Source organism: Cryobacterium sandaracinum (assembly GCF_004403415.1).
Taxonomy (GTDB): Bacteria; Actinomycetota; Actinomycetes; order Actinomycetales; family Microbacteriaceae; genus Cryobacterium; species Cryobacterium sandaracinum.
The window spans coordinates 60276-85718 of sequence record NZ_SOGO01000030.1 but is presented as its reverse complement, the minus strand read 5'-3'; the positions used below and the strand labels follow the sequence as shown (position 1 = coordinate 85718).

The window sequence follows — 25443 nt, the reverse complement described above, 5'->3', positions numbered from 1 at the left end:
TGTTCCGCCCAGTGCAGTCGCCCGTGACCATCCCCAACCGAGCCCAGACCTGGCACCCGTCGGCCCTCGGCAAGCGCGTCACGAAATCCCGGGACTGGCGACTGACCCTGACCGGCCCCGAACTCACGATCACCCTCGACGGTGAGCCCGTCGCCCGCGACATCGGCTCCTTCGGCGGGCTGACCGTGACCCCCGGCCGCCTCTGGTCACACCTCGAGCTGGAGCATCCGGACCGGCGCTTTCGGTTCCGCGGCATCCCGAACCGGCGCGCGGCATCCTTCGCGACGGCCTTCACAGCGGCACAGGCCGAGGCCGTGCGCGTGCTCAGGCTGCTGCAACTCGTCGACGAATTCGATCAGGCCGCCAAACAGGTGCGGCTCTTCACCGAAGCGCTCGGCACCGCCGTCGCCGTGCAGCTCAAGACGAAGGGCTGGCTCACCACAGAGTTCTCCGCCTACTGAGCCGCGCGCAAAGCCGCCGTCGGCTTCGGCCAGCTGCTCGACGACCCCGATCTCCGGCCACACATCAAGGAACTCTCCGCGGTGTCCCGGGAGACGGTTAATATCTGGCGCGACCACCTGCCCGAGTTCGTCGCCGCCCAGAACGAGCGGCACCTCGCCGCCGAGCTCGACGACTGCCAGGACTTCTTCGACACGGTCGAGAAGTCACCGCTCACACCCGAGCAGGCGCGCGCGGTCGTCTGCTTCGACAACCGGATGCTGGTCGTCGCCGCAGCCGGATCCGGCAAGACCTCGACGATGGTCGCCAAAGCCGGCTACGTGCTGCACCGCAACCTGATTCCGGCCGACAAGATCCTGATGCTTGCCTTCAACAGTGCCGCGGCGAAGGAACTGGGCGCGCGCACCCAGGAACGCCTGGCACCCCTGAGCCTCGACGCCGACAAGGTCGTCTCGAAGACGTTCCATGCGTTCGGCCTCGAGATCATCGGGAAGGCCACCGGTCGCAAGCCGTCGCTGGCGCCCTGGCTCGAGGGCGGGGGAGACATCAAACAGTTGGGGCGGATCGTCGACGGGTTGCGCGAGACCAACTCGCCGTTCCGCCTGCACTGGGACTTCTTTCGGGCGGTGCTCGCCCGCGACTATCCAGACCCTGAAGCCGAGCCGGCCGACACCACCAAACAGACCAGCTACCGCACTGCCAAGGGCGAGCAGGTCCGAAGCCCCGGCGAACGCATGATCGCCGACTGGCTCTACTTCAACAGCGTCGAGTACGTGTACGAACGCTCCTACGAGGTCGACACGGCCGATTCCGAGCACCGGCAGTATCACCCGGACTTCTACTACCCGCAGATTGACGCGTACCACGAGCATTGGGCGGTCGACGAGAACGGGCAGGCACCGGAGGAATTCGTCGGCTACCTCGAGGGCATGCAATGGAAGCGCGAGACTCACCGCCGCCACGGCACCACGCTTCTGGAGACGACGAGGGCGCAGCTCTGGAGCGGCGAGGGCCTCCGCCACCTGGAAAAAGAACTGACTGCGCGCGGCATTCGTTTACAGGCAAATCCCGAGCGACTGCTAGCCGAGCAGGCACCCACTGACTATGGGCGCCTGCTGCAGACTTTCCGCTCGTTTCTCACCCACGCGAAGAGCAACCGGCTCAGCGACGACCAGCTCCGAGATCGCCTCGAGGAACTCACCGAAGGTGAGGTGCGCTTCCGCGACGCCGCGTTCCTGCGCCTGTTCGCCCCGATCCGGCGCGAATGGGACAAGAAGCTGGCCGCGGAGGGCTGCATCGACTTCGAGGACATGCTCAACCTCTCGGCCGAGCACCTGGAGGCCGGCGACTGGGAGAGCCCCTACGAGCTGGTCATGGTCGACGAGTTCCAGGACGCCAGCCACGCTCGGGCCAGGCTCGCCCGCGGCCTAGTCGCCCAGCCCGGCCGTCACCTGTTCGCCGTCGGTGACGACTGGCAGAGCATCAACCGGTTCGCCGGCGCCGACCTGTCGGTGATGACCGACTTCGAGCACCTGTTCGGGCCCAGCGAGGTGCTGCGGCTGGAGCGCACGTTCCGGTTTCCGCAATCGATAGCGGATGTCTCCAGCCGGTTCGTGCTGCAGAACCCCACCCAGCTGGTCAAACGGGTCGTGTCCTCGACCGCGGAATACCCGCCGACGATCGGGGCCGTCTCTGTCGACACCGATAAGGCCGTGAAGGCGGCCATCCACCACCGGCTCAAGGCGCTGCACACCCAGATCGCCCGGGGCCGAATCCCTCAGCCCGTGGGCGTCAAGGTCACCGTTTTCGTCCTGGGGCGGTACCGCCACCAGAGCGACTGCCTGCCGGACTGCCGCGACCTCGCTGACCTTCTGGACGTGGAGTTCATGACCATCCACGCCTCGAAAGGCGCCGAGGCGGACTACATCGTGATCCCGGGTATGGTCTCGGGCAAGTGGGGCTTTCCAAGCACCATCCCGAACGACCCGGTGCTTCGCATGGCCATGCCCGCCGCCGAAGACTTCAAGCGGGCAGAGGAGCGGCGGCTGTTCTATGTGGCCATGACCCGCGCCCGGCGGGGCGTGCTGCTGTTCACCGTCAGGAACCGGGAGTCGCCCTTTCTGATGGAACTGATTCGGGACCACGGGATCGTGCGCACCAACGCCATCGGCGAGACTCTCGATTCCACCGTCTGCCCCCGGTGCGGGCGTGCATTCATGGTCGAGCGCTCCGGAAAGCGCGGGCCGTTCCTGGGCTGCCGGCGGTATCCGCGGTGCAAGGGCACGCTCGCGGTGAAGTGATGACGGCCGCGAGGGGCACACCGCCGCTAGCTAAGCTGGCTCTACGGATCGACGGCCAAGTAATGGAGACACGCTTGAAGAAGAGAATCGAAGTCGTTGGCGCGGTCCTCACCAGAGGCGAAACAATCCTGGCGGCACAACGGAGCTCGACGATGTCGCTGCCCGGGATGTGGGAATTCCCCGGAGGCAAGATCGAGTCAAACGAGTCGCCGCAGCAGGCCTTGCTCCGCGAACTCGAGGAAGAGTTACTCTGCTCGGCAGAAATTGGCGAGCATATCGCAACCACCGAGCACGAGTACGACTTCGGTATCGTCATCCTCACCACCTACTACTGCTCACTGATCGGCAAGGAACCTCGCCTGACTGAGCACTCGGAGATTCGCTGGGTCCAAGCTGCCGAGCTTGACCAGTTGGAGTGGGCCCCCGCCGACATCCCAGCAGTAGAGCGCGTGATGAAGGACTTTCTGGTTTGAGTGAGACTCGCAGTCAACTAACGCGCGACAATGCTTTTGGGTTCTTAGATTCACACGTCAAGGCTGACCAAGTCTTTCATCCCACTCTCGTTTCGAATTCCAATGGCCAGACGATGCTTAAAACGATCCTCGATGAGCTCAAGCGATCGCGCAACTTCGTGTTTTCGGTCGCATTCATCACTCCGAGCGCGATCGCCCTGCTCAAACAGGCGCTCCTCGACTACCGAGGAAAAGGCACGATCATCACCTCTACCTATCTCGGGTTCAACTCGCCTGCCGCGTTCCGTGAACTCCTCAACCTCGAGGGCGTCAATGTCTACGTATACCCAGACTCCCCTGTTGGGTTCCACGCGAAAGGGTACATATTCGAGCAGGAGTCGAGCACCACGGCGATCGTCGGCAGTTCCAATTTAACCGCGTCGGCGCTGCTGAGGAACCAGGAATGGAATCTGCGCTTTTCCGCTCTGCCCGATGGGGACATCGTGCAGCAACTGACTTGCGCCGTGCAGGCACATATGGATGCTTCGGCTGCTTTGACGCGGAAATGGATCGATGAGTACGCGCTGACTTGGACCCCTCAGCCCCACAACCCTTTTCGAGGAATCACAGCGGTCGAACCGCTCGGTGATGCGCTCCCCATGGGAATGATCTTCCCAAATTCAATGCAGGTTGAAGCACTCGCCGAGATCCAGGCTCTGCGGGACGCGGGGGAGAGCCGTGCCGTCGTAATTTCGGCGACAGGGACAGGAAAGACAATCCTCTCCGCGCTCGACGTGCGGGCATACGCGCCCAAACGTATGTTGTTCGTCGTCCACCGCGAGCAGATTTTGGACCGGGCGATTGATGAGTTCAAGCGCGTGCTGAACGCCCCGGACAGCGACTTCGGCAAGTTCGTCGGTTCGAAGAAAGAGCTCGATCGCCGCTATGTATTCGCATCGATTCAGTCGCTTTCTCGGCCCGAGAATCTTCGCGCGATTAAGCCTGACGCCTTTGACTACGTACTGATCGACGAGGTCCACCGCGCTGGCGCCGCGAGCTACCGCACGCTGATTGATCACCTTGAGCCGGCCTTCCTTCTCGGGATGACAGCAACTCCGGAGCGCACGGATGAGTTCAACGTGTTTGAGCTGTTCGATTTCAACGTGCCCTACGAAATCCGTTTGCAGAAGGCTCTCGAGGCAGACATGCTGGCGCCGTTCCATTACTACGGCGTCACGGATTACATAAAGTCCAACGGCGAAGTCATCGATCAGGTAGCGGACCTCAGCCGGTTGGTCGCGTCTGAGCGCGTCGACCATCTCGTGTCGACCATCGAAAAGTATGGCCATGCCGGTGTGCCGGTCAAAGGGTTGATCTTTTGCAGCAAGAATGCCGAAGCAGCTGAGCTCTGTGAGATTCTCAACCAGCGGGATGTCCACGGGCAACGACTTCGAACACGCGCACTGAGCGGAAAACACTCGGTCGAGGAGCGCGAGCAGGCGGTGCAGATGCTGGAGCGCGGTGAACTCGACTACATCGCGACTGTCGATATATTCAACGAAGGCATCGACATACCCTCGGTCAATCAAGTGGTTATGCTCCGACAGACGTTATCGAGCATCGTCTTCACGCAGCAGTTGGGGCGTGGACTGCGAAAAGCTGCGGGCAAAGACCACCTGGTGGTGATCGACTTCATAGGAAACTACGACAACAACTACCTGATCCCAATTGCGCTTTTCGGTGACAGCACCCTCAACAAGGATTCGATCCGCAAGAAGATCATCGATGCGCAAGAAGCTGGGGCGATAGCTGGTCTTTCAAGCGTCAATTTTGACGCGATTTCGCGAGAGAAGATCTTCGCTTCCCTCGCGACTACAACTCTCGACAGCATGTCAAACCTCAAGAGGGCCTTCGTCGACCTGAAGAACCGCCTCGGTCGATCACCCCTACTCATGGACTTCGCCCGCTTCGATACCGTCGACCCGACGGTCATCGCGACCAAGCAGAAGAACTACTGGAGATTCCTAAACAAGGTCGGGGCAACGGATGCCTCGGCCGGAGAGTTCGAAGACGCTGTCCTGACGTTCCTCTCCGGAGAACTACTTAACGGAAAGCGGCCCCACGAGCTGCTCCTTCTCGACAAGCTACTAACGCATCCTGGTGAACTGACGGTCGAGGACTATCAAACTGCGCTTGAGGTGAGCGAGCTGGCTGGCGATCAGGCGACGCTCAATTCCGTCCTTGCCGTCCTGAGCCTGACTTTCTTTACCGAAGCCGAAGCAGCCAAGTACGGTGCCGCTCCGATAGTTTCTCTTAACGGAGGGACCTACCGGCTCAGCGAGAAATTCGCGGCTGCATGGGGCACGGAGCCGCTCTTCCGAATGCACGTTCGGGATGTCGTTGATGCGGGTTTGTACCTCGCGCGCCACCGGTACAAGTGGACTGGGCAGCTTCAAGTGGGTCAACGGTACTCTCGCAAAGACGTCTGTCGTTTGCTCAATTGGCAGTCAAACCAGCAGAGCACCATCTATGGGTACAAAGTCGACTACTTCTCTAACAGTTGCCCGATTTTTGTGACGTACCACAAGGGGTCAGACGTGTCCGAGAGCACGAAGTATGAAGATGAGTTCCTCAATTCATCAACCCTGACGTGGTACACCCGTAGCAGACGAACACTCGCCAGTGGAGAGGTGAAGGCCATTGTTGAGAATCAGCTCCCGCTGCACGTGTTCGCAAAGAAGGACGATGCAGAAGGCACTGAGTTCTACTATCTCGGCAGAGCCAAGTCTCAGGATGCTCGCCAGACGAGAATGTCCGGAGAGAGCGGGCATGACGTTGTCTCCATAACCCTTGGCCTGGCCAGCCCAATCGAGTCGAGTCTCTACGAGTACTTTGCGGCGTCGGTGGCGTCGGTGGCGTCGGTGGCGTCGGTGGCGTCGGTGTCAGCGGTTTAGGGGACGGTTCCCAGGAGCAAGACGTCAGGTCGGGAAACTTATTAATGCTGTTCGCGTTACCCCTGACATGAAGTCCATTGTGTACAGCCAGACCGGTGACCCGTCCGTGCTCCAGCTCGTCGATCGACCGGTGACCGAACCCGGAGCCGGCGAGGTGCGGGTTCGGATCGTGGTCAGCGGCGTGAACCCCACCGACTGGAAATCACGGCGCGGCTCGGCACCGGGCCAAGAGCTGGCGTTCGAGGACGTCGTGCCCGGGCAGGATGGCGCCGGCATCGTGGAAGCGGTCGGCGCCGACGTGCAGCACGTCGGCGTGGGCGACCGGGTGTGGCTAGTGCTCGCCGCGTACCAGCGCTCGAACAGCGGCACGGCCCAGGAGTACGCCGTGCTTCCCGCAGAGCGCGTCTTCCTGCTGCCGGCGAATGCCAGCTTCGACCAGGGCGCGAGTCTCGGAGTGCCGGCGATCACGGCGTACCGCGCGCTGACGGTAGCCGAAGACGGGCCGCGGCGGCTGCACCCGGGCGCCCTAGCCGGCAAGGTGGTGCTCGTGGCCGGCGGAGCAGGTGCGGTCGGGCACGCGGCGATCCAGCTGGCCCGATGGGCGGGGGCATCCGTTGTCACGACCGTGAGCGGACCGGCGAAAGCGGCGCTCGCCACAGCCGCCGGCGCGCAGCACGTGCTCACCTACACCGACCCGGACGTCATGGCCCAGATCCGGGCGATCGCACCGGAGGGGGTGGACCTGATCGTGGAGGTCGCACCGGCCCAGAACGCGAGGCTGGACCTGGCCGTCATCCGTAATCGGGGGTCGATCGCGGTCTATGCCAACAACGGCGGCGACCAGGTGACGCTCGACGTGCGCCAGCACTTCAGCCTCAACGTGCGCTACCAGTTCGTGCTGCTCTACACGGTGGGCGCCGACGTGATTCGGGCGGCGGCCGAGGACATCACCGCGGCCCTCGTCGACGGCGCACTGAGCGTGGGGGAGGAGGCAGGGTTGCCTTTGCACCGCACGGACCTCGCGCACACGGCGGATGCCCATGCCCTGGTCGAGAACGGGGTTGTCGGGAAGGTACTGATCGACGTCTCGGCCGGCCGGTAAGAACATGCGCGCCGGGCTCACACAAGATGGAATGTGCGCGCCCAGCCGAAGGTCAGTAGCCCCCGGCGCCTTCGGCCGAAGACGCGCCGGAGAGCAGCGCCGCGCTGCCCGAGACACCAAGCCGGGTCGCGCCGGCGTCGATCATGGCCAGGGCGTCGTCAAAGGTTCGCACCCCGCCCGAGGCCTTGACTTCCGCCCGGTCGCCCACGGTCTGCTTCATCAGGCGAACGGCGTGCACGGTCGCCCCACCGGCGGGGTGGAAACCAGTGGAGGTCTTGACGAAGTCGGCTCCCGCGGCGACGGATGCCTGGCACGCGCCGACGATCTCGGCATCGGTCAGCGCAGCGGATTCGATGATCACCTTGAGTACCTTCGGTGCCGGAACGCTCGCGCGCACGGCCGCGATGTCAGCCTGCACGTCTTCAAAACGGCCGGCCTTGACGGCACCGATGTCGATGACCATGTCGATCTCGTCGGCTCCTTGCTCGATGGCGAGGGCGGCCTCGGCGGCCTTGATGGCGGAGTGGTGCTTGCCGCTGGGGAAACCGCAGACGACCGCGACCTTGAGGTCGGTGCCGGCGGGGATGCTGAGCGGCAGCATCGACGGGGACACACAGATCGAGTAGGTGCCGAGCCTGACGGCCTCCGCGATGAGTGCGGTCACGTCTGCTGCCGTGGCCTCGGGCTTCAGGAGGGTGTGATCGATGTGCTGGGCGACCATGGCGGCGCTGAGGGGGACGGTGGGGGTCGAAATCATGGTGTGTCCTTAGTTGGTGACGGGTGCGGGTTCGGGTTCGCCTCGGCGCTCCAGGACCACGACGAAGACGCGGTAGAGCACCAGGCCGAGGGCGGCGACCGCCGCGAGAATCAGTAACACCGTTCCGTAAGAGGCCGCCGAGTCGGTGCCGGCGATGCCCCCGAGCAGGTTGGGCTTCAGGTCCATCAGGGTTGCGGTGTAGGCGATGCCGATCGGCACTGCCATGTTGATGGTGAGGTTGTAGAAGCCGATGGCGATACCGGATTTCTCGACCGGCACCCGCCCAATGGCGGTCGATACGAGGGGGCCGTACATCAACGCGAAGCCCATGCCGAACAAGACCATCGAGATCACGAAGATCCCGATCCACTTGTCCACCACCAGAGCCGGGATCAGCATCGAGGCGGTGATCACGATCAACGCCGTGGTGATGGCCTGCTTGGATGTGAGGAACCGGGCGATTTTGCCGGTGGCCGAGCCGACGATCACAGCGGCGATGTAGCCGGGGATCAGCAGCAGGGAGACCTCACCCAGGTTGTAGCCGTAGATGTCGGATACCAGGAAAGGGAAGAGGAAGGTGTAGCCGAGCTGGACCGAGTAGATGACGAATACCACGATGATCATCAGCGAGTATTGAGCGTTGGCGAAGAACGCGATGGTGATCACGGCGTTGTCGTTGGTTCGGATGTGCCAGATGAACAGGATCAGCCCCGCGACGACTGGCACCAGGTACCAGGGGTTGAAGTTCTGCATGAACAGGATGATGCCGGTGGCGAACACCGCGATCAGGAAAAGCCCGAGCACGTCCACGTGGCTGTCGTTCGTTTCCTCCGCAGCAACCGTGCGGAGCACGAGCGGGATGGTCAGCAGGGAAAGCAACGTGACCAGGAAGAAGGCCGCCCAGCCGATGTAGGTGGCGATGAAGCCGCTGCCGACGGTGCCGATCAGTAGCGACAGTTGGAAGGCTGCGGTGCTGAAGCCCAGGTACTTCTTCTGCTCGTCGCCCCTGAAGTGCTTGGTGACGTAGATCACGTAAAGGGTCTCGGCGGCCGCCAGACCGGCGGTCTGGATCAGCCGGCCGATTAGGACCAGCCAGAAGTTGGCCTGGAAGATGAAGCCGACGATCGACCCGATCGTCATCACGAGGATCGCGAAAATGATGAGTTTCCGGATACTGATCGAGTCGGCCAGCGCGGCGTACACCACGGCACCGATACCGATCAGGATGCCGGTCAGCGTGGCTTGCAGGCTGACAGTGTTGACGGGCAGGTTGAGATCCAGCGCCAGCGCCGGCGACATGAACTTGAAGCCATTGTCCAGCACCAGCGAAAACACGAAGAGGAACAGCAGGATGGGGACGGCCCGGGTCGGGTTGAAGACCGGAGTTGGACGCTTGGCGTGAGTCGCGTTGCTCATCAGATCAGTCCCAGCGCGATCTCGATCATTCCTGTGAAGGCGGTCTGCCGTTCCTCGGGGGTGGTCTTGGCGTTGGTGACGAGCTGGTCGCTAACAGTGAAGATGCCAAGCGCATCGACGCCCCCGGCCGCGGCGTTGGCGAACAGACCTGCCGACTCCATCTCGGCGGCCAAGATGCCCATCTTCATCCACTTCCCCATGGCGTCTGGATCGGCGCCGTAGAACAGGTCGGACGAGAGCACATTGCCCACGTGGGTGCGTTGACCGCGCTCGTCGGCGATCCGTTTGGCGTGCTCGAGCAGCCTGTACGACGACAGCGGCGCCCATGAACCGGGCAGGTTGAACTGGTGCAGGTAGTTGGAGTCGGTCGACGCGCCCTGGGCGATAACTACGTCGTAGAGCTCCATGTTCTTCTGCATGGCGCCGCAGGTGCCCACCCGGATCAGGTTCTTGACCCCGAAAAAGTGGATCAGCTCATAGCTATAGAGCGAGATGGAGGGGATGCCCATACCCGTGCCCATTACGGACACGGGACGCCCCCGGTAAGTGCCCGTAAAACCCAACATGTTACGAACCTCGTTGAAGCATCGGATGTCGTCGAAGTAGGTCTCGGCGATGAATTTCGCTCGCAGCGGGTCCCCCGGAAGGAGGATCGTCTCGGCGATGTCCACCCCTTTCGGATCAATGTGCGGCGTGCTGTTCGTGGGGGGATGCAGACCCTTCATCGTTGACGGTGATCCGACCCTCGTGGTGGTTGAACTCATGTTGACCCCTTCGTCTGAATAGTATGAAGTTATACCTCTCAGGTAGCATATCAAATGTGATACGTTCGGGGTGACAAGGAGGTCTCGTGACGACCCGTTTGGAACCGCACCCGTTCTTTCACCAGCAGCTCTACCTCACCGTCGGCCAGCCGATTCGAGTCGCCGTCTACACGCGGCTCGCAGATGGAATCCGCTCTGGTGTGTTCCGGCTCGGCGAAATGCTGCCGAGGGAAACAGAGCTCTCGGCAATGCTCGGCGTCAGCCGCACACCCGTACGCGAGGCGCTGATGCTCCTCGAAGAAGACGGGTTACTGGTCACCCGTCGCGGAGTTGGACGATTCGTAACGGACTTCATCCCGCACGGAGGACTGGAGCAGCTGCGGCCATTTGAGGTCGCCTTAGCCGACCCGAACATGACGTTGACTGTCCAGCCGGTGCGCTTCGAGTTGGAAGGGGTTACAGACTTCGTGTCCCACCGGCTCTCGCTCGACCCGGCTGCCAACGCCTGGATCCGCGAGAGCGTCTTGCTGCAGGATGGCGTTCCCGTTGCCACTGTTCAAGAGCATCTCCCCGCTGGGCGCTACCTCAGTGATGTGAGCGCGCGAATCGCATCCGAACTCTCGGAGATCGCCGCCGAACCACGGACACTCCTCGCATCCATGCAGGCAAACGGCCACGTCTTCACAAACAGCGTGTGCCAGATCGTCGCAACCGACGCTGGCCCCACGCGAGCGAAACTGCTGAACATAGGGCCGTCAGCGGCGGTCCTCATCCTCACCCAGACAGCGGAGCACGGCGGAGTTCCGATCTACGCCGCAAAATGTGTCGTCGCGCCCGGCCACGGGTCACTGTCGGTGAGGCAACACAACCCGAACTAGGGGTGCTTTTCGGCGGGGGGTCAGGCTGAATGTGGGCGACCCTGTCGGCGGCCACGTCGGCCCGTTGTCGAGCGCATGCAGTGCGAACGCGCGCGGAATGATGCGACGGTTCTAGGCGAGCAGACCTGTCCGCCCAATCGAGTTCGGCGAGGCCGGCACGGACGCCTATTAGGTGCCGGTCGGGACGGCGTGCGTGCTGCCGCTGAGCGGTGCGGCGCTGCCGGAGACGCCGAGGCGACTCGCGCCCGCAGCGATCATGGCGCGGGCATCATCGAAGCTGCGCACGCTGATGACCTTGAGCACCTTCGGTGCGGGGGTGCTCGCACGCACGGCCGCGATGTCGGCCTGCACGTCGTCGACGCGGCCGGCCTCGGCTGCACCGATATCGATGACCATGTCGATCTCGTCGGAGCCCTGCTCGATGGCGAGCGCGGCCTCGGCGGCCTTGACGGAGCTGTGGTGCTTGCCGCTGGGGAAGCCGCAGACGACCGCGACCTTGAGGTCGGCGCCGGCGGGGATCAAGAGCGGCAGCATCGACGGTGATACGCAGACGGAGTAGGTGCTGAGCTCGATCGCGTCGGCGATGAGGGCCGTCAACTCTGCGGCGGTGGCCTCGGGCGTGAGCAGGGTGTGGTCGATCTGGCGGGCGACGCTTGTGGCGTCGGGGCGAGAGTGATCATGAGGTGCGTTCTTCGTTGGTGAGGGGTTTGGAGGTGCCTTGCGGCGTGCCGGGGTGCGCGCCGAGGGTGGCGTGCGCGGCGGCGATGACCGCGTCGAGGTGGATGCCGCGGCGGCGGAGAACCTGAGGGCCGCTGCCCGACTCGCCGAACTCCTCGATCGACACCACGCACCCGTCGAGGCCCACCCAGCGGTACCAGGCATCGCCGCGGCCAGCCTCGACGGCGACCCGGGCACGCAGTGCCACCGGCAGCACGACCTCGCGGTAGTCGGTACTTTGCTCCGCGAACCACTCGACACAGGGCATGGACACGACCCGGGCGCAGATGCCGTCCTCAGCCAAGCGTGCGGCGGCTTTGATCGCGAGGTGGACTTCACTGCCGGTGGCGAGGATGGCCAGGTCGTTCCCATCGCCGTGCTGCCAGCGCACGTAACCGCCGGCCGTGACCCCCGCGGGGGTGGTGTCGTGACTCTCGAGCACGGGCAGGTCCTGCCGGCTGAGGACGAGGGCGACCGGCCGGTCGGGGGAGGCGAGGATGCGACGCCAGGCGGCGACGACCTCAATGGAGTCGGCGGGGCGCACCACGTCGAGGCTCGGAACGGTGCGGAGCGACGCGATCTGCTCGACGGGCTGGTGGGTGGGGCCGTCTTCGCCGACGGCGACGGAGTCGTGGGTGAAGACGTACACCGCGCCGAGGCCCATCAGGGCGCCGAGACGGATGCTCGGGCGCATGTAGTCGCTGAAGACCAGGTAGGTGGAGGCGAACGGGCGCCACGGGCCCTGCAGGGCGATGCCATTGAGGATGGCCGCCATGGCATGTTCGCGGATGCCGAACCGGATGAACTCGCCGGCCGAGTTGGTTGCGGAGAAACGGTCGCCGTCGACCTCTACGGTGGTGGAGCCGGCGAGATCTGCGGAGCCGCCCCACAGGGGAACTGCGCCCTGCAGGGCGCGGAGCACGGCGCCGTTGGTCTTGCGGGTGGCGATCAGGTCGCCGGGGCTGCCGACCTTGACCGAGTCGAGAGCAGACGTGTCGAACTCGCCGCCGCGGAAGGCAATCCAGCGCGCTGCCCCCTCGGGGTCGAGGGTGCTCCAGGAGGCCAGGTCGGCCTCCCATTCGCGGTGCAGTTCGTCGCCGCGGGTGAGCGCCCCGCGGGTGTGTTCGAGGGTCTCGGGGGCGACGAGGCCCTGCAGGGTGGCATCGGGGGCGAAGCCCAGTGTCGTCTTCACCGCGGCGAGCTCGTCGGCGCCGAAGCCGCCCGCGTGCGCGGCCGACCTGCCGCCGAACTTTGCGGAGGGGGCACCGATGACCGTGCGGAGAGCAACCAGGGTGGGGCGGCCGGTGCGTTCCGCCGCCGCGCGGAGGGTGGCCTCGAGGGCATCAAGGTCGTTGGGGGTGTCGATCTCGAGCACGCGCCATCCGTAGGCCCGGTACCGGGCGCGCACGTCTTCCGTGAAGGTGTCGGCGGTGCTGGAGTCGATGGTGATGCCGTTGTCGTCCCAGATGAGAACCAGGTTGTCGAGACCGAGCGTGCCGGCCAGGCTCGACGCCTCACCGGAGACGCCCTCCTGCAGGCATCCGTCGCCCGCCAGCACCCAGGTGGTGTGGTCGAGCAGGGTGGAGCCGGGGGTGAACACGGCGCTCTCGTGCCGGGCGGCCATGGCCATGCCCACGGCGGAGGCGACGCCCTGGCCGAGCGGTCCGGTGCTCATCTCCACGCCGACGGTGTGGTGCACCTCGGGGTGTCCGGGCGTCTTGGAGCCGAGGGAGCGGCTCTTGGCGAGGTCGTCGAGGGTGAGGCCGTAGCCGGTGAAGAACAGCTGGGTGTAGAGCAGAAGGCTGGCATGACCGGCGGAAAGAACGAAGCGGTCGCGGGCGGGCCAGTCGGGGTGGGCGGGGGAGTGACGCAGAACTCGGGAGAACAAGACGTGGGACAATGGCGCCAATGCCATGGCGGTGCCGCCGTGTCCATGTCCTTTGGCCTGCACGATGTGGGCGGCCAGGGCCTGGGCACTCGCGACAGCGCGGGTGTCGAGCTCGGGCTGCGTCGTCGTTGACGTGGGATTTGTTGATTCGGTAGCCATGGAAGACACTTTGGTATACAAATGTACTTAAGTCAATAACGGATCCGGCGAGTGTGAAGTGCACCCGCGGATGCGTCGGAGGGGTAAGGATTCGATGGCTCACACTTTATCTACGGGCTCGGGCGTGGTGCTCGGTCTGATCCGGTCCGGCCTCGCCACCACCCGCAGCGGCCTCATCGACCAGCTCGGCTGGTCGCGGATCACCCTGGCGCGGCGCCTGGACGAACTGCTGCTCGCGTCGATCGTGGTGAGTGTGGGGCAACTCGATTCCCGCGGCGGCCGCCCGCCCGAGGAGTTCGCGGTCAATCCGCACGCCGGCCTGCTGTTCGCCGTGGACATTGGTGGATCGCACACCCGGCTGGCCATCACCGACCTGGTCTCCACCATCCTCAGCGAGGATGAAGCCGACATCGGGCTGAGCGAGGGGCCGGCCGAGATCTTCGAATGGGCCGGCCAGGTCTTCGACCACATGCTCGATCGGCTCGGCAAGACCCGCGCCGACGTGGTGGGGATCGGCGTGGGCGTGCCCGGCCCGGTCGATTTTGTGACCGGGCGGCTCGCCACCGGGCAGGTGGACGCGCAGTGGGACGGCGTTTTGGTGAAGGACTACTTCGCCGGCCGCTTTGACAATGCCGTATTCGCCGTGGACCGGGACGTGAACATCATGGCGCTCGCCGAGGCGCGGCGAGGCTGGAGCGAATACCGAGACGTGGCGGTTCTCAAAGCCGGCATCGGGGTCGGTTTGGCGTTTGTGCTCGACGGCTCGATCTACCACGGCTCCCGAGGAGGCGCGGGCGATCTCAGCCCGGTGCGCTCCGGCGGAGCCCGCACCGAACGGCTCGAGACGAGCGCCAGCGGTGCGGTGATCCGCCGCGAGCTGCAGCGCCGGGGCTACCGGGTGCGTACCAGCAACGACATCGTCGGCCTCGCCAACCAGGGCGACCCCGAGGTGCGGCGGCTGCTCAGCGAGACCGGCACCGCCATCGGGCAGAGCCTGGCGCACGTGGTGGGTCTGCTCAACCCGCAGGCCGTGGTGGTCGGCGGCAACCTCGCCCAGGCTGGCGAGCCCTTCCTCGGCGCCATCCGCGACGCTATCTTCGCCGGCGCCCGGGACTTCGCCCTGCAGGGGCTGGTGGTGGAGAAATCCCGGCTCGGCCACATCGCCGGCATCACGGGAGCCTCGCTCATCGCCCAGGACGCACTCTTCGAGGCCGACCGCATCAGCCGGTTAACCCGTGGCGCCCTGCCCGGTCTCTCCCCGCTCGTTCCGTCGATCTAACTCGCGCTGGAGCCTCGGCAGTTCCCACACTGGCCGCGCCCGCCATTCGTTGCCCACGACGCTATTTGGCGACGCTAGAGAGTCAATTTCAAAAACTTTAGTACATTTATAGACAAAAGGTCGCTCAAGCTTGTACACTCATCCCAATCGCCCTCGCAATCAGGGGTGGATCGAATCCAAACAACGGAGTTCATTCGTGGCACTCAACCTCGCCGAAGCACTGTCGTCCATCGTGACCCAGGCGGATGCAGCCGACTGGCGTGCCGCGATCCGTCTCGCCGGCGACGGCCTCGTGTTGGGTGGAGCAACCACGGATGCTTACACCGACGAGATGATCGACGCTGTCGAAAAGCACGGCCCCTACATCGTCATCGCCCCGGGCATCGCCCTGGCGCACTCCCGGCCGTCTCCGGCGGTTCTCACCGGCGGACTCAGCTGGGTGAGCCTGGCCACGCCCGTCAAATTCGGCAACAAGGCCAACGACCCCGTCAACCTCGTGATCGGGCTCGCCGCCGTCGACCACGACGCTCACCTCGCCGTGATGCGCGCACTGGCCGGTGTTCTCTCCGACAGCTCGGCCATGGATCGCCTCACTTCGGCCACCAGTCCGGCCGACGTTCGCGCCGTGCTCGGCGGGTTCGCCGCAGTCGCGTAATGCGCGGCACACGCATCCACCCCACTCTTCTACTCTCTGATCTCACCCAATCGAAAGGCACCCCATGAAGATCGTCGCCGTCTGTGGAATGGGCATCGGTACGTCCGTGCTCCTGAAAATGAACGCCGAGAAGGTTCTCGCGAAGCTTGGTATCGATGCGGATGTCGAGGCCGCCGATATGGGCGTGGCTCGCGGTGCCGCTCAGACGGCCGAGATCGTGCTCACCTCGGCGGAGCTGGCCGAAGAACTCGGCGATGTTCCCGCCGAGGTCATCGTCATCAACAACTTCTTCGATCTCGAGGAGATCACTGAGAAGCTCACCGCCGCCGTCGAGTAACCCCTCTCACCTTCCCTTCTCACAGAATATGGAGCTCCCACAATGGAGTGGCTCGTCGTCGTACTGAACTTCATCGGACAGCAGATTCTCAATGTGCCGGCTTATCTGATCGGCATCATCACCGCCATCGGCCTCATGGCGCTCAAGCGCAACTCCGGGCAGGTGATCGGCGGTGCTCTCAAGGCGGCGCTCGGCTTCCTGATCCTCGGTGCCGGCGCCAACGTGGTGGTGGGCTCCCTCGACCCGCTGGGCAGACTGATCCTCGCGGTGACCGGTGCCCAGGGCGTCATCCCCACCAACGAGGTCATCACCGCCATCGCGCAGGAGGAGTTCGGCGCCCAGAGCGCCTACGTGCTCACCCTCGGGTTCCTGGTGATGCTCGCCCTGGCCCGCTTCACGCCCCTCAAGTACGTGTTCCTCACCGGTCACCACATGGTTTTCATGGCCACGATGCTCACCGTGGTGCTCTCCGTCGGTTTCGGTGATGGCGCCAACTGGCTCGTGGTCATTATCGGCGCTCTGCTGCTCGGCGTGATCATGGTGGTCATGCCCGCGTTCGTGCACCCGTGGACCAAGAAGATCACCGGCAACGACACCATCGCGATCGGCCACTTCGGTACCCTGGGCTACATCGCCGCCGGTGCGGCCGGCCAGGCCGTGGGACGTCGCAGCAAGTCGACCGAAGACGTCAATTTCCCGCAGGGCCTTAAGTTCCTGCGCGACTCGATGGTCGCCACCGCGCTGTCGATGGTGCTCATCTACCTGGTCTTCGCCATCTGGGGCCTCATCGCCCTTCCCATGCAGGAGGCACTCGACATCTTCGGCTCCGCCGACGCCGGCGCGTTCATCATGGCGGCCTTTGCACAGGCCCTGCAGTTCGGTGTGGGTGTCGCAGTCATCCTCTACGGTGTGCGCACGGTACTCGGCGAGCTGGTTCCCGCGTTCCAGGGTATCGCCGAGAAGGTTGTGCCCGGTGCGCGTCCCGCGCTGGACATCCCGATCGTGTTCCCGTTCGGCGCCAACGCAGTGCTCATCGGCTTCTTGAGCTCATTCGCCGGTGGCCTCATCGCGCTGGGTGTGCTGGCAATCTGGCTGAACCCGATGTTCGGGCTCGCGCTGATCCTGCCCGGTATGGTGCCGCACTTCTTCACCGGAGGTGGAGCTGGTGTTTACGGCAACGCCACCGGCGGTCGCCTCGGCGCGATGATCGGTGGATTCGTCAACGGCGTGATCATCACCATCCTGCCCGCCATCCTGCTACTGGTTCTCGGCGACTTCGGCTTCGCCAACAGCACCTTCGGTGACGCTGATTTCGGCTGGTTCGGCACCCTCGTGGGTGTCAGCGTCGGCGTAGGTGGCGGACTCGGGGTCATCCTCGCGATCCTCATCGCCGTGGTGCTGGTCAGCGTCGCGATCGTCTACCAGATCCGTGTTGTCGACAAGGGCTGGGTGCCCGGGGCCAAGCGCGACGTCTGGATCGCGGAGGAGAAGGCGGCCGAGAAGGCCGTTCTCGACGCCGAGAAGGCTCGTCGCAAGGCGGAGAAGGAAGCGGCGGCCGAGGCCGTTTAGTTTCACCGGCTCTACGTTTCGCCAGAGGGCGGCCCCGCGGTGCGGGGTCGCCCTCATCGTGTGTGGGGGCTGCTTCGCGGCTGACGCCCCAGTCATCAGCAGTGAGATTCGCTCGTTGGCCCGGCATGGTGAGCAATTGCAGGAGGGTCTAGACCGTGGGGCCGTCTGGGGCGCAGAGAGGAACTTTCCACCCCCGTCAGCGTTACCTCCGACCTGAAGCGAATTGTGTACAGCAAGAGCGGTGAACAGTCCGTTCTTCAGTTTGTCGATCTGCTGCTGACCGACCCCGGAGCAAGGATCGTGGAGGCGGCCGGCGACGGCGCGCAGCACGTGCGGGTGGGCGAACTGGTGTGGTTGGCGGTCGCCGCGTACCAGCGGGCACAGCGGTACGGCCCAGGAGTGCTCGATGCTTCCCGCCGAGCGCGTCTTCCCACTGCCGGCGAAGGCCAGCTTCGACCAGGGCGAGCCTCGGCGTGCGCATTGGATAGGAATGCAAAGCGTTGTCGGGTCTATTGGGCTTGAGGCTGAGGCTGAGGCTGGACGCAATTTCAGGACGGATGTATCATTTTGTAAACATGTCTTACTTTGGAAGGTGGCAGCGTGACGATCTCAATCCGTCTCACCCCCGAGGAAGAGGAGCGGCTGGAGGAGCTGTCCAGGCGCACGGGGCGTTCGAAGAGCTTCTACGTTCGAGCTGCCCTCCGCGAGCACTTGACCGATCTGGAGGACGCCTTTGCGGCCGACGAATCGCTGAACGCTTTTGAAGCCGCAGGCCGCCGCTCCCGGCCGCTCTCGGCGCTGAAAGCCGAGTCTGAGCTGTGATCGCCCGGTGGCGCGTTGAGACCACCGAGCAGTTCGATTGCCAATTCAGGAAGCTGGACCGCGCTGTGCAGCGACGAGTCCTGTCATACCTCGAGGACGTCGAACGTCTCGACGATCCTCGCCAACGCGGGAAGGGTTTGACCGCAAACCACTCCGGCGTGTGGCGATACCGAGTAGGGGACTACCGCGTCCTCGTTCAGATCATGGACGAGACTCTGGTCTTCCTGGCCGTAAACGTCGACCACCGCAAAAACGCATACTGAACCAACCGTGGGTGGGGTTCGGGATCGCATCAAATTTGTCTGCGGTGATTCAAAAAAGCGTGGGGCGTGGTTGCGATCAACTCGTTCGCACGGCCTCCAGCTTTAGTCTCGGCATGAGTGCGTCCACCCGGATTCTTGAGGCTCGGTTACGGGCCAATCTCTCGCAGAGCCAGCTGGCCCTTCGTGCCAGAGTTCCGCAGCCCAACCGCTCCGCCTACGAGGTTGGTCGGGTGCAGCCGCGGCCGGAAACTCTCGCTCGCATCCTGGCTGCCGCCGTTGAGCGGCCGTCTCTCGTGCTGGCGCGCGAGCGGCGCCGTGTGCTCGAACTGGCCGGCCACCGCGGTGCCGGCGCCGTGCGAGTCTTCGGCAGCATCGCCCAGGGCACGGATGCCGCCGGCAGCGACATCGACCTTCTCGTCACCTTCGCCCCCGACGCTTCCCTTCTCGATGCGGCCGGGCTCGTACTCGGTTATCGGGTGCGGGTGGGTGACTACCGGATCATCTACATCATTCGCAACGACATCCTCGTGGTGGTCGTGGTCACCGTCGGCCATCGTCGGGACGTGTATGAGTAACGCGTGATCACTTTCCGCTGCCGGTGCAGCTGGGGATTGGGTAGGTCACGCAGACGATCCCTGCGCCGCGATGCAGCCGACCCACACTTCGTCGCGAGCTCGGGTGATGCCCACGAACAGTTTGCGGCGGTCGCGCTCGTCGCGTTCGATCTGCGAATCGGTCCACCCCGCTCCAGTGACGCCCGGGAACATCAGGCGTTCGGTGATCCAGGGCAGCAGCACCTGCTTGAACTCGGGGTGCATGATGCCAACAACAACACTGAGGCGAAGACCGCCCGTGTCTCAGTGTGCCGGGCCACGTTCAGATGAGCGCTACCTGAGTCCCAGGTGTATGTTGCGTGCAACGATTCGGATGGGAGCTGTGATGATGCCGAGAGTGGGCGCAAGCGAATCGAGCAACACCGCCCTCTACGTCACGGGCGGTGTGCTCACTGTTGTCCTGGCCGCTCTGACGGTTCTGATCACAGTGCTTGCTCAGCAGCCTGTGGGTGTACCGGCCGAGATCGCGCTCACCGTCTGGATCCTCCTCGGACTATCAGCGCTCCTCGTCCTGCTCACGCTGGTGGCCTGGATTTCCCGAGTTATGGATGGCACGGCAAACCGTGGTGCGCTCAATCTTCCGAACGGCAGCATCAGCGCGGTGATTGCGCTCTTGCTTCTGCTCCTCTTCGCGTTTTCGTCGATCTACCTGTTCAGTCAGCTCAGCTTGCGCGAATCGCGGGGCGCGAAATCCACCGGAGTTTCGGAAAGCACACTCGCGGGCTTTCCGTCTGAACGCGTCATCAGCTTCAATGTTGCCGAGGCTGGCGCCGCCGACGGGACCGGGCGCACCTACGATGTGGTGCTGGCGCCGGCTTCTGGCGCAAGCACTGACTTCGCCGAGACGATCTTCGCCACACTGTCGACGGTCGTCATCGCAATCGTCGGCTTCTACTTCGGGCAGCGGGCCGCTACCTCGGGGGTTCAAGCCGTACAAGACCTACAGACAAACGCCGAGCTGACTCGTTCAAAGATTGAGCTAGAGCGGGAAATGCAGACGACACGGGTGCCGATTGCCGGAGCGGGAGCCGGCGTCGTAAAACCGGGTTCCGGACCCGTTTCGGACGGCCTGGCCACAGAGCGAACACCGGCGCCGCCGGAGAAACCAGGAGCTTGAATCGCATCTGACTGGAGTGGGATCGACATGACACATGACAGCATCCGCTTACCATCGGCCAGGGGGCCGCACGCCTCAGCCCGGACGTTCTTGGCGCTCGTACTTGCTGGCTTTCTCCTCACGGGCGCCAGTTGCGCTCGGAGTGGCACGAGCAGCCTGGATGATCTGGGGCGCATTCTCGGCCGATCTGCAAACGAGACCGAACTCATCGTAGGAGGCGGTTCTGCTGCCGCGGAGAAGAATGCCGCCCGTTGGCTCGAGCAGATCGAGGCCTATGGTGACAGCGATGTGCGAGCCGCCTGCAACCTTGCCCTGGCGATGTCTGGTTCCGGAACACCGAAGACTCAGGCCGATCTCAAGCAGCTATTGCAACTTACCTCCGCCATCACGAATCCCACGGCTGAAGTGACAAACCTGCGGGATACTACGGCGTCTGCATTGATCGAGGATTACCAATCGGCCTCCCTGGCCGCGGCAATAGTGGCGTTCGACGAGACCCTCTGCTGACCAGACGTGCTTGGTCGACTGAACGTCGACCAGGGTGGTCAGGGCCGGAATCCCAACGTTCGTTCCTGGAATGACGGGTCCATGCGCTTCATCTGCGGATTGAGGGTGGAGGCATGCTGCCAGTCCTGGTCATTCTTTGCGAGCAGGTCCATCGCTCTCGCGAGCAATCGTGGTTCGATCGCGGTCTGAGCCCATCGTGTGCTCTTGCTCTACGTATGGTCGAAGGGCTATCTCGGGGAGGTCGGCCCTGCCGAGGCCGGGGCCGCGTGACGCGTTGGCATTAGTGCGCCTGGGCCTGCTTCGGGGAACGAGCGCCAAGTTAAACCCGGGACATTTCGGCATCAGCTGCGTGCGCAAGACGTCAACTGCGGCATCGCTTCCAACGGCGTCAGTACAGCCAGTTAACGCAAGGCGAACTTTCGTTCAGGTGGCCTGGGGCTGGATTTTCTGCGACTTAGTGTGAATGAACCGTTGCTAAAACTTGATTCGGTCGGTGAGTGGCCATCTGCCCTCTCGCGGCCCAGAAAAGGACTCACAATTGAACAAGCGCATTCTCACAGCGGCCACTCTTGCGGCCGTGCTTCTGGGCACCGTCGCGTTGGCGTCATGCAGCAGCACGGCAGGCGGGGCGTCGTCGGGGGAATCTTCCGGAACCCTCATCGTCTACACGAACAGCAATTCGGATGGGCGTGGGGAATGGGTGACCGCCAAGGCCGCCGAGGCCGGGATGAAGATCGAGATCGTGGGGCTGGGCGGGGCCGACCTCGCCAACCGCATCGTCGCCGAGAAGAATAACCCGGTGGGCGACGTCGTCTTCGGCCTGAACAATATGTTCTTCGAAACGCTGAAGGCAGAGGATGCCGTCACCGCCTACACGCCGGAGTGGTCGGGGGATGTCGACAAGAAAGCCGGTGACGCCAAGGACGGGGCGTTCTGGCCCCTCGTGGAACAGGCCATCGTCACCGTCTACGACACCAACACCGTGACGAGCGCAGACGCCCCGAAACAGGTCAGCGACCTGTGGGACGGCGCCGAATACCACGGCCGATACGAAGTGAACACCAGCCTCGGCCAGGCCACCCCGCAACTGGTTCTCGCCGGCATGCTCGCGCCCTATGCCGACGAGAAGGGCGACCTGGGCATCTCGGATGCCGGCTGGAAGCAGGTGCAGGACTACTACAAGCACGGTTCACCAGCGATCGAGGGCACCGACCTGTATGCGCGCCTGACCCGCGACGAGGTCGACTACGGCGTGCTCCCGAGCAGCGGAATCACCAGCCGCGACGCCGAATACGCCACCAAGACCGGCGTGATCAGCCCGGAAGACGGTGTCCCCTACGTCACCGAGCAGATCGCGGTCATCAACGGCACGCCGCGCCAGGACCAGGCCGAGAAGTTCATCGACTGGTTCGGCGGAGCCGAGGTGCAGGGCGAGTTCGCCGCCGAATTCGCGTCCTACCCGGTGAATGAGAAGGCTCGCGCCGAGGCGCTTCCGGAGGTCGTCGAACTGATCGAGTCCCTCCCCAAGCAGGACATCGACTGGTCGCTGACCCGCGAACGCATCTCCGAGTGGGTCGAGAAGACCGAGCTCGAGTACCTGCCCTAAGTCTCGGCCCGGGCACGAACAGTCATGATCAGATTCGAGAACGTCGAAGTGAGCTTCGGCGAGAAAATCGCCATCCCGGACCTGACCCTCGAGATCGAGCAGGGTGAGTTCTTCACCCTGCTCGGGCCCTCCGGGTGCGGCAAGACGACGGCCCTGCGCACGCTCGCCGGGTTCATCGAACCGTCCCGGGGTGAGATCTACATCGACGGGAAGGTGGCCACCCGGCTGCCGAGCGAAAAACGCAGCGTGGGCATGGTCTTCCAGAACTACGCGCTGTTCCCCAGCATGAGCGTGTGGGAGAACATCGCGTTCGGCCTGCGGGTGCGAAAGACCAGAAAGGCCGAGACGGCGCTGCTCGTCGACGAGATCGCCGCTCAGGTCGAGCTCAGCGAGGAGCAGCTCGCGAAGAACGTGTCCGAACTCTCCGGTGGCCAGCAGCAGCGGGTCGCCATCGCCCGGGCCCTCGTGCTCAAGCCGCGCATCCTGCTGCTCGACGAGCCCCTCTCCAATCTCGACGCCAAGCTGCGCGTGCAGCTGCGCGAACAGCTGAAGAACCTGCAGCGGGAACTCGGCATCACCACGGTGTACGTCACGCACGACCAGGAAGAGGCGCTCACCATGAGCGACCGGATTGCCGTGTTCAACCACGGTGTGGTCGAGCAGGTAGGCACCCCGGAGGAGATCTACAACCGCTCCGGCACCGAGTTCGTCTGTACCTTCGTCGGTGCGATGAACAAGCTCTCGGGCGACGTCGTGCACCAGCTGCGCCAGCGCGGTGGCACCGGTCTCGCACCAGCAAAAACGTCGTACCTGCGCCTGGAGAAGGTGTCGTTGCAGGCGCCCCCAGGCAACACGGATGCGATCCGGCTCGATGGCGTTGTCGCCGGCCGTTCCTACCACGGCTCGCACAGCACCTACACAATCGACAGTCATGGCAGCAGCATTCGTGCTCTGGTGCCCGAGGGCGGCGGATCTGCGCTCGAACCGGGTTCTGCGGCGCGACTGTATATCGACCCGTCGTCGATCCTGCAGTACTAAAGGAGAACATCCGTGCGCACTTCGTCGTGGGCTTCAATGTTCCGATCCCCGTTCGTCGTCATCATCACCCTGGTGACGCTGTGGTTCGTGGCGACGTTTTTGGTCTTCCCGAACGCCAACCTGCTTATCAGAACCTTCTTCCCGGAGGGTCAGTTCAGCTTTCGGGCCGTCGAGAAACTGGTCAGCTCCGAACGTGCGATGAACAGCCTCTGGCACAGCTTCGCGTTGGCCGCCACGCTGGCCGTCACGGTGAATGCCGTCGGCATCTTCATCGTTCTCGTCACCGACTATTTCAAGATCCGGGGCGCACGGATGCTGTGGCTCGGCTACGCCACCACCCTTATCTACGGGGGCATCGTGCTCGCCGCCGGCTACAACTTCATCTACGGCCGCTACGGATTCGTCACCAACGCCGTGCGCAACTGGTTTCCCGAGATCGACCCGAACTGGTTCTCCGGTTACTTCGCGGTCGTCGTCGTGATGACGCTGGCCACGACGACGAACCATATGCTTTTCCTGGGATCGTCGCTGGCGAAGATCGACTACCAGACCATCGAGGCGGCGCGCAATATGGGCGCGTCGACCATGGGCATCCTCTGGCGAATCGTCTTGCCCGCCCTGCGCCCGATGATCTTCGCCGTGACAATTCTCACCTTCCTGACCGGTCTCGGCGCACTGACAGCGCCGCTCGTGTTGGGCGGCACCGATTTCCAAACGATCGCCCCGATGATCCTCACCTTCTCCAAGAGCACCGGGTCGCGTGACCTCGCCGCGCTGCTCGCCGTGATCCTCGGCCTGGCGACCATCGTGCTTCTGGCAATGATGAACCGGGTCGAAAAGTCGGGGGTGTACTTCTCGGTGGCGAAGGTGGCGACCCCGCTGCAAAAACAGAGAATCCCGAACCCAGTGGCGAACGCTGCCGTGCACGTGGCCGCCTACGCTCTCTTTGTCGTCTACGCGACGCCGGTGCTGCTGATCGTGCTGTTTTCCTTCGTGCACTCGAGTGCCATTGTCACGGGGAGCATCAGCTGGAATTCGTTCACGCTCGACAACTACGCCACGGTCTTCGGCACGCCCGCGGTGCTCCGGCCGTTCGTGGTCAGCGTCGTCTACAGCGCGCTGGCGTCGGTGATCGTGGTCGGCGGGATGCTGTTCGTCTCACGGTTGCTGCAGAAGCACCGCAACCCGTTGACCGTCACGCTGGAGTACCTGCTGCACATCCCCTGGATCCTGCCGACGATTCTCATCGCCCTCGCCCTCGTCATGACGTTCGACCGCCCCAACGCGATGGTCGGCGGCCAGGTGCTCACAGGCACGACGAGTCTCCTGCTGATCGCCTACGTGATCGTGAAGATCCCGTTCACCCTGCGATTGCTCAAAGCGGCTTTCGCGTCGGTGCCGGAGTCGCTCGAGGATGCCGCCCGCATCCTCGGTGCCGGGTCGATGTTCACCCTTCGCACGGTGCTGGTTCCGCTGGTTCTCCCGACCGCGGCTGCGATCACGGCGCTCAACTTCAACAGCCTGCTCGACGACTATGACGCCGCGGTGTTCCTGTATCACCCGCTCTACCAACCCCTCGGTGTCGCGATCAAGGCCAGCACGGAGGGGGAGAACAACCTCGACTCCATGTCGATCACGTTCGTCTACACCGTGCTTCTCATGATCATCATGGGGTTCACCATGTACCTGGTCTACGGGCGAGGAGGCTCGTCGACGAAGCGCCATACGCGCCGCGCGCGCACTGTCGCGGCGAAGTAGTCGGGGCGGAGTCCTCCCTGCGGCTGAACATC

24 protein-coding genes are annotated in these 25443 nt (G+C 63.9%); 18 read left to right on the top strand and 6 right to left on the bottom strand.

Features of this window, described 5'->3' with window-relative positions; translation table 11 throughout:
- Positions 1–23 precede the first annotated feature (23 nt).
- The 5 genes from E3T25_RS10265 (at position 24) to E3T25_RS10245 (ending at position 7267) form a co-directional block, all read left to right on the top strand.
- Complete coding sequence (locus tag E3T25_RS10265; protein ID WP_166785987.1) at positions 24–461, top strand: hypothetical protein; 438 nt, start codon at positions 24–26, stop codon at positions 459–461.
- Positions 462–542: 81 nt separating this feature from the next.
- The gene (locus E3T25_RS10260; protein ID WP_134374083.1) at positions 543–2759 is read left to right on the top strand and encodes a UvrD-helicase domain-containing protein; all 2217 of its coding nucleotides are present in this window, start codon (positions 543–545) and stop codon (positions 2757–2759) included.
- Positions 2760–2833: 74 nt separating this feature from the next.
- The gene (locus E3T25_RS10255) at positions 2834–3232 is read left to right on the top strand and encodes a (deoxy)nucleoside triphosphate pyrophosphohydrolase (RefSeq protein WP_134374081.1); all 399 of its coding nucleotides are present in this window, start codon (positions 2834–2836) and stop codon (positions 3230–3232) included.
- Between the two features lie 113 nt (positions 3233–3345).
- A complete protein-coding gene (locus tag E3T25_RS10250; protein WP_198415654.1) occupies positions 3346–6165 on the top strand; it encodes a DUF3427 domain-containing protein in 2820 nt (939 codons plus the stop codon).
- A 67-nt stretch (positions 6166–6232) separates the two neighbouring features.
- Positions 6233–7267, top strand: a complete 1035-nt coding sequence (locus E3T25_RS10245; protein WP_134374077.1) for an NADPH:quinone reductase — start codon at positions 6233–6235, stop codon at positions 7265–7267.
- Positions 7268–7319: 52 nt separating this feature from the next.
- Here the strand turns inward: E3T25_RS10245 and deoC are convergent, their stop codons facing one another.
- The 3 genes from deoC to deoD are packed head-to-tail and all read right to left on the bottom strand — an operon-like array spanning position 7320 to position 10204.
- Positions 7320–8024 (bottom strand): deoxyribose-phosphate aldolase, encoded by a 705-nt coding sequence (gene deoC, locus E3T25_RS10240; protein WP_134374075.1) that lies wholly within the window; start codon positions 8022–8024, stop codon positions 7320–7322.
- Positions 8025–8033: 9 nt separating this feature from the next.
- Positions 8034–9440, bottom strand: a complete 1407-nt coding sequence (locus E3T25_RS10235; protein ID WP_134374073.1) for an MFS transporter — start codon at positions 9438–9440, stop codon at positions 8034–8036.
- The gene (gene deoD / locus E3T25_RS10230; protein ID WP_255573007.1) at positions 9440–10204 is read right to left on the bottom strand and encodes a purine-nucleoside phosphorylase; all 765 of its coding nucleotides are present in this window, start codon (positions 10202–10204) and stop codon (positions 9440–9442) included. The genes E3T25_RS10235 and deoD overlap by 1 nt, the downstream gene beginning before the upstream one ends.
- 86 nt (positions 10205–10290) lie before the next feature.
- Between deoD and E3T25_RS10225 the strand changes: the two genes are divergently transcribed.
- On the top strand, positions 10291–11082 hold the full coding sequence (locus E3T25_RS10225) for a GntR family transcriptional regulator (protein ID WP_104099167.1): 792 nt from the start codon (positions 10291–10293) through the stop codon (positions 11080–11082).
- 168 nt (positions 11083–11250) lie between these two features.
- Here E3T25_RS10225 and E3T25_RS10220 read toward each other — a convergent pair whose 3' ends face one another.
- Complete coding sequence (locus E3T25_RS10220; RefSeq protein ID WP_134374133.1) at positions 11251–11721, bottom strand: hypothetical protein; 471 nt, start codon at positions 11719–11721, stop codon at positions 11251–11253.
- 37 nt (positions 11722–11758) lie between these two features.
- Positions 11759–13846 carry a transketolase family protein gene (locus tag E3T25_RS10215; protein WP_134374071.1) on the bottom strand — a complete coding sequence of 696 codons (2088 nt, stop codon included), beginning with the start codon at positions 13844–13846 and terminating at the stop codon, positions 11759–11761.
- 94 nt (positions 13847–13940) lie between these two features.
- Here E3T25_RS10215 and E3T25_RS10210 point away from each other — a divergent pair, with 94 nt between their 5' ends.
- The 7 genes from E3T25_RS10210 (at position 13941) to E3T25_RS10180 (ending at position 19346) form a co-directional block, all read left to right on the top strand.
- Positions 13941–15125, top strand: coding sequence for an ROK family protein (locus E3T25_RS10210; RefSeq protein ID WP_134374069.1), 1185 nt, complete (start codon positions 13941–13943; stop codon positions 15123–15125).
- 196 nt (positions 15126–15321) lie between these two features.
- Positions 15322–15780 carry a PTS sugar transporter subunit IIA gene (locus E3T25_RS10205; RefSeq protein WP_134374067.1) on the top strand — a complete coding sequence of 153 codons (459 nt, stop codon included), beginning with the start codon at positions 15322–15324 and terminating at the stop codon, positions 15778–15780.
- Positions 15781–15844: 64 nt separating this feature from the next.
- The gene (locus E3T25_RS10200; protein ID WP_134342816.1) at positions 15845–16117 is read left to right on the top strand and encodes a PTS sugar transporter subunit IIB; all 273 of its coding nucleotides are present in this window, start codon (positions 15845–15847) and stop codon (positions 16115–16117) included.
- A 42-nt stretch (positions 16118–16159) separates the two neighbouring features.
- The gene (locus tag E3T25_RS10195) at positions 16160–17686 is read left to right on the top strand and encodes a PTS ascorbate transporter subunit IIC (protein ID WP_134374065.1); all 1527 of its coding nucleotides are present in this window, start codon (positions 16160–16162) and stop codon (positions 17684–17686) included.
- A 600-nt stretch (positions 17687–18286) separates the two neighbouring features.
- Positions 18287–18508, top strand: coding sequence for a type II toxin-antitoxin system RelB family antitoxin (relB, locus tag E3T25_RS10190; RefSeq protein WP_104171445.1), 222 nt, complete (start codon positions 18287–18289; stop codon positions 18506–18508).
- The gene (locus tag E3T25_RS10185) at positions 18505–18771 is read left to right on the top strand and encodes a type II toxin-antitoxin system RelE family toxin (protein ID WP_255453040.1); all 267 of its coding nucleotides are present in this window, start codon (positions 18505–18507) and stop codon (positions 18769–18771) included. Before relB ends, E3T25_RS10185 begins: the two co-directional genes overlap by 4 nt.
- Positions 18772–18884: 113 nt before the next feature.
- Entirely contained in the window at positions 18885–19346 is a 462-nt protein-coding gene (locus tag E3T25_RS10180) for a nucleotidyltransferase domain-containing protein (RefSeq protein WP_134374063.1), read from the top strand.
- A gap of 45 nt (positions 19347–19391) precedes the next feature.
- Here E3T25_RS10180 and E3T25_RS10175 read toward each other — a convergent pair whose 3' ends face one another.
- Positions 19392–19589: a P-loop NTPase family protein gene (locus E3T25_RS10175; RefSeq protein WP_134374061.1), complete on the bottom strand. Its 198-nt coding sequence runs from the start codon at positions 19587–19589 to the stop codon at positions 19392–19394.
- A 133-nt stretch (positions 19590–19722) separates the two neighbouring features.
- Between E3T25_RS10175 and E3T25_RS10170 the strand changes: the two genes are divergently transcribed.
- The 5 genes from E3T25_RS10170 to E3T25_RS10145 all read left to right on the top strand — a co-directional run bounded on the left by E3T25_RS10170 (position 19723) and on the right by E3T25_RS10145 (position 25411).
- The gene (locus tag E3T25_RS10170) at positions 19723–20502 is read left to right on the top strand and encodes a hypothetical protein (RefSeq protein WP_134374059.1); all 780 of its coding nucleotides are present in this window, start codon (positions 19723–19725) and stop codon (positions 20500–20502) included.
- Positions 20503–20529: 27 nt separating this feature from the next.
- Positions 20530–21009 (top strand): hypothetical protein, encoded by a 480-nt coding sequence (locus tag E3T25_RS10165; protein ID WP_134342821.1) that lies wholly within the window; start codon positions 20530–20532, stop codon positions 21007–21009.
- 538 nt (positions 21010–21547) lie between these two features.
- Positions 21548–22615, top strand: coding sequence for an extracellular solute-binding protein (locus tag E3T25_RS10155; protein ID WP_134374057.1), 1068 nt, complete (start codon positions 21548–21550; stop codon positions 22613–22615).
- A gap of 24 nt (positions 22616–22639) precedes the next feature.
- The gene (locus tag E3T25_RS10150) at positions 22640–23653 is read left to right on the top strand and encodes an ABC transporter ATP-binding protein (protein WP_134374055.1); all 1014 of its coding nucleotides are present in this window, start codon (positions 22640–22642) and stop codon (positions 23651–23653) included.
- Between the two features lie 36 nt (positions 23654–23689).
- Complete coding sequence (locus tag E3T25_RS10145) at positions 23690–25411, top strand: ABC transporter permease (protein WP_134374131.1); 1722 nt, start codon at positions 23690–23692, stop codon at positions 25409–25411.
- Positions 25412–25443 lie beyond the last annotated feature (32 nt).

Coding starts and splice junctions, on each gene's coding strand:
- E3T25_RS10175 (WP_134374061.1), bottom strand. CDS start 19,589: ATGCACCCCGAGTTCAAGCAGGTGCTGCTGCCCTGGATCACCGAACGC.
- E3T25_RS10235 (WP_134374073.1), bottom strand. CDS start 9,440: ATGAGCAACGCGACTCACGCCAAGCGTCCAACTCCGGTCTTCAACCCG.
- E3T25_RS10165 (WP_134342821.1), top strand. CDS start 20,530: ATGACACATGACAGCATCCGCTTACCATCGGCCAGGGGGCCGCACGCC.
- E3T25_RS10145 (WP_134374131.1), top strand. CDS start 23,690: ATGTTCCGATCCCCGTTCGTCGTCATCATCACCCTGGTGACGCTGTGG.
- E3T25_RS10245 (WP_134374077.1), top strand. CDS start 6,233: ATGAAGTCCATTGTGTACAGCCAGACCGGTGACCCGTCCGTGCTCCAG.
- E3T25_RS10250 (WP_198415654.1), top strand. CDS start 3,346: ATGCTTAAAACGATCCTCGATGAGCTCAAGCGATCGCGCAACTTCGTG.
- E3T25_RS10210 (WP_134374069.1), top strand. CDS start 13,941: ATGGCTCACACTTTATCTACGGGCTCGGGCGTGGTGCTCGGTCTGATC.
- deoD (WP_255573007.1), bottom strand. CDS start 10,204: ATGAGTTCAACCACCACGAGGGTCGGATCACCGTCAACGATGAAGGGT.
- E3T25_RS10150 (WP_134374055.1), top strand. CDS start 22,640: ATGATCAGATTCGAGAACGTCGAAGTGAGCTTCGGCGAGAAAATCGCC.
- deoC (WP_134374075.1), bottom strand. CDS start 8,024: ATGATTTCGACCCCCACCGTCCCCCTCAGCGCCGCCATGGTCGCCCAG.
- E3T25_RS10180 (WP_134374063.1), top strand. CDS start 18,885: ATGAGTGCGTCCACCCGGATTCTTGAGGCTCGGTTACGGGCCAATCTC.
- E3T25_RS10215 (WP_134374071.1), bottom strand. CDS start 13,846: ATGGCTACCGAATCAACAAATCCCACGTCAACGACGACGCAGCCCGAG.
- E3T25_RS10195 (WP_134374065.1), top strand. CDS start 16,160: ATGGAGTGGCTCGTCGTCGTACTGAACTTCATCGGACAGCAGATTCTC.
- E3T25_RS10200 (WP_134342816.1), top strand. CDS start 15,845: ATGAAGATCGTCGCCGTCTGTGGAATGGGCATCGGTACGTCCGTGCTC.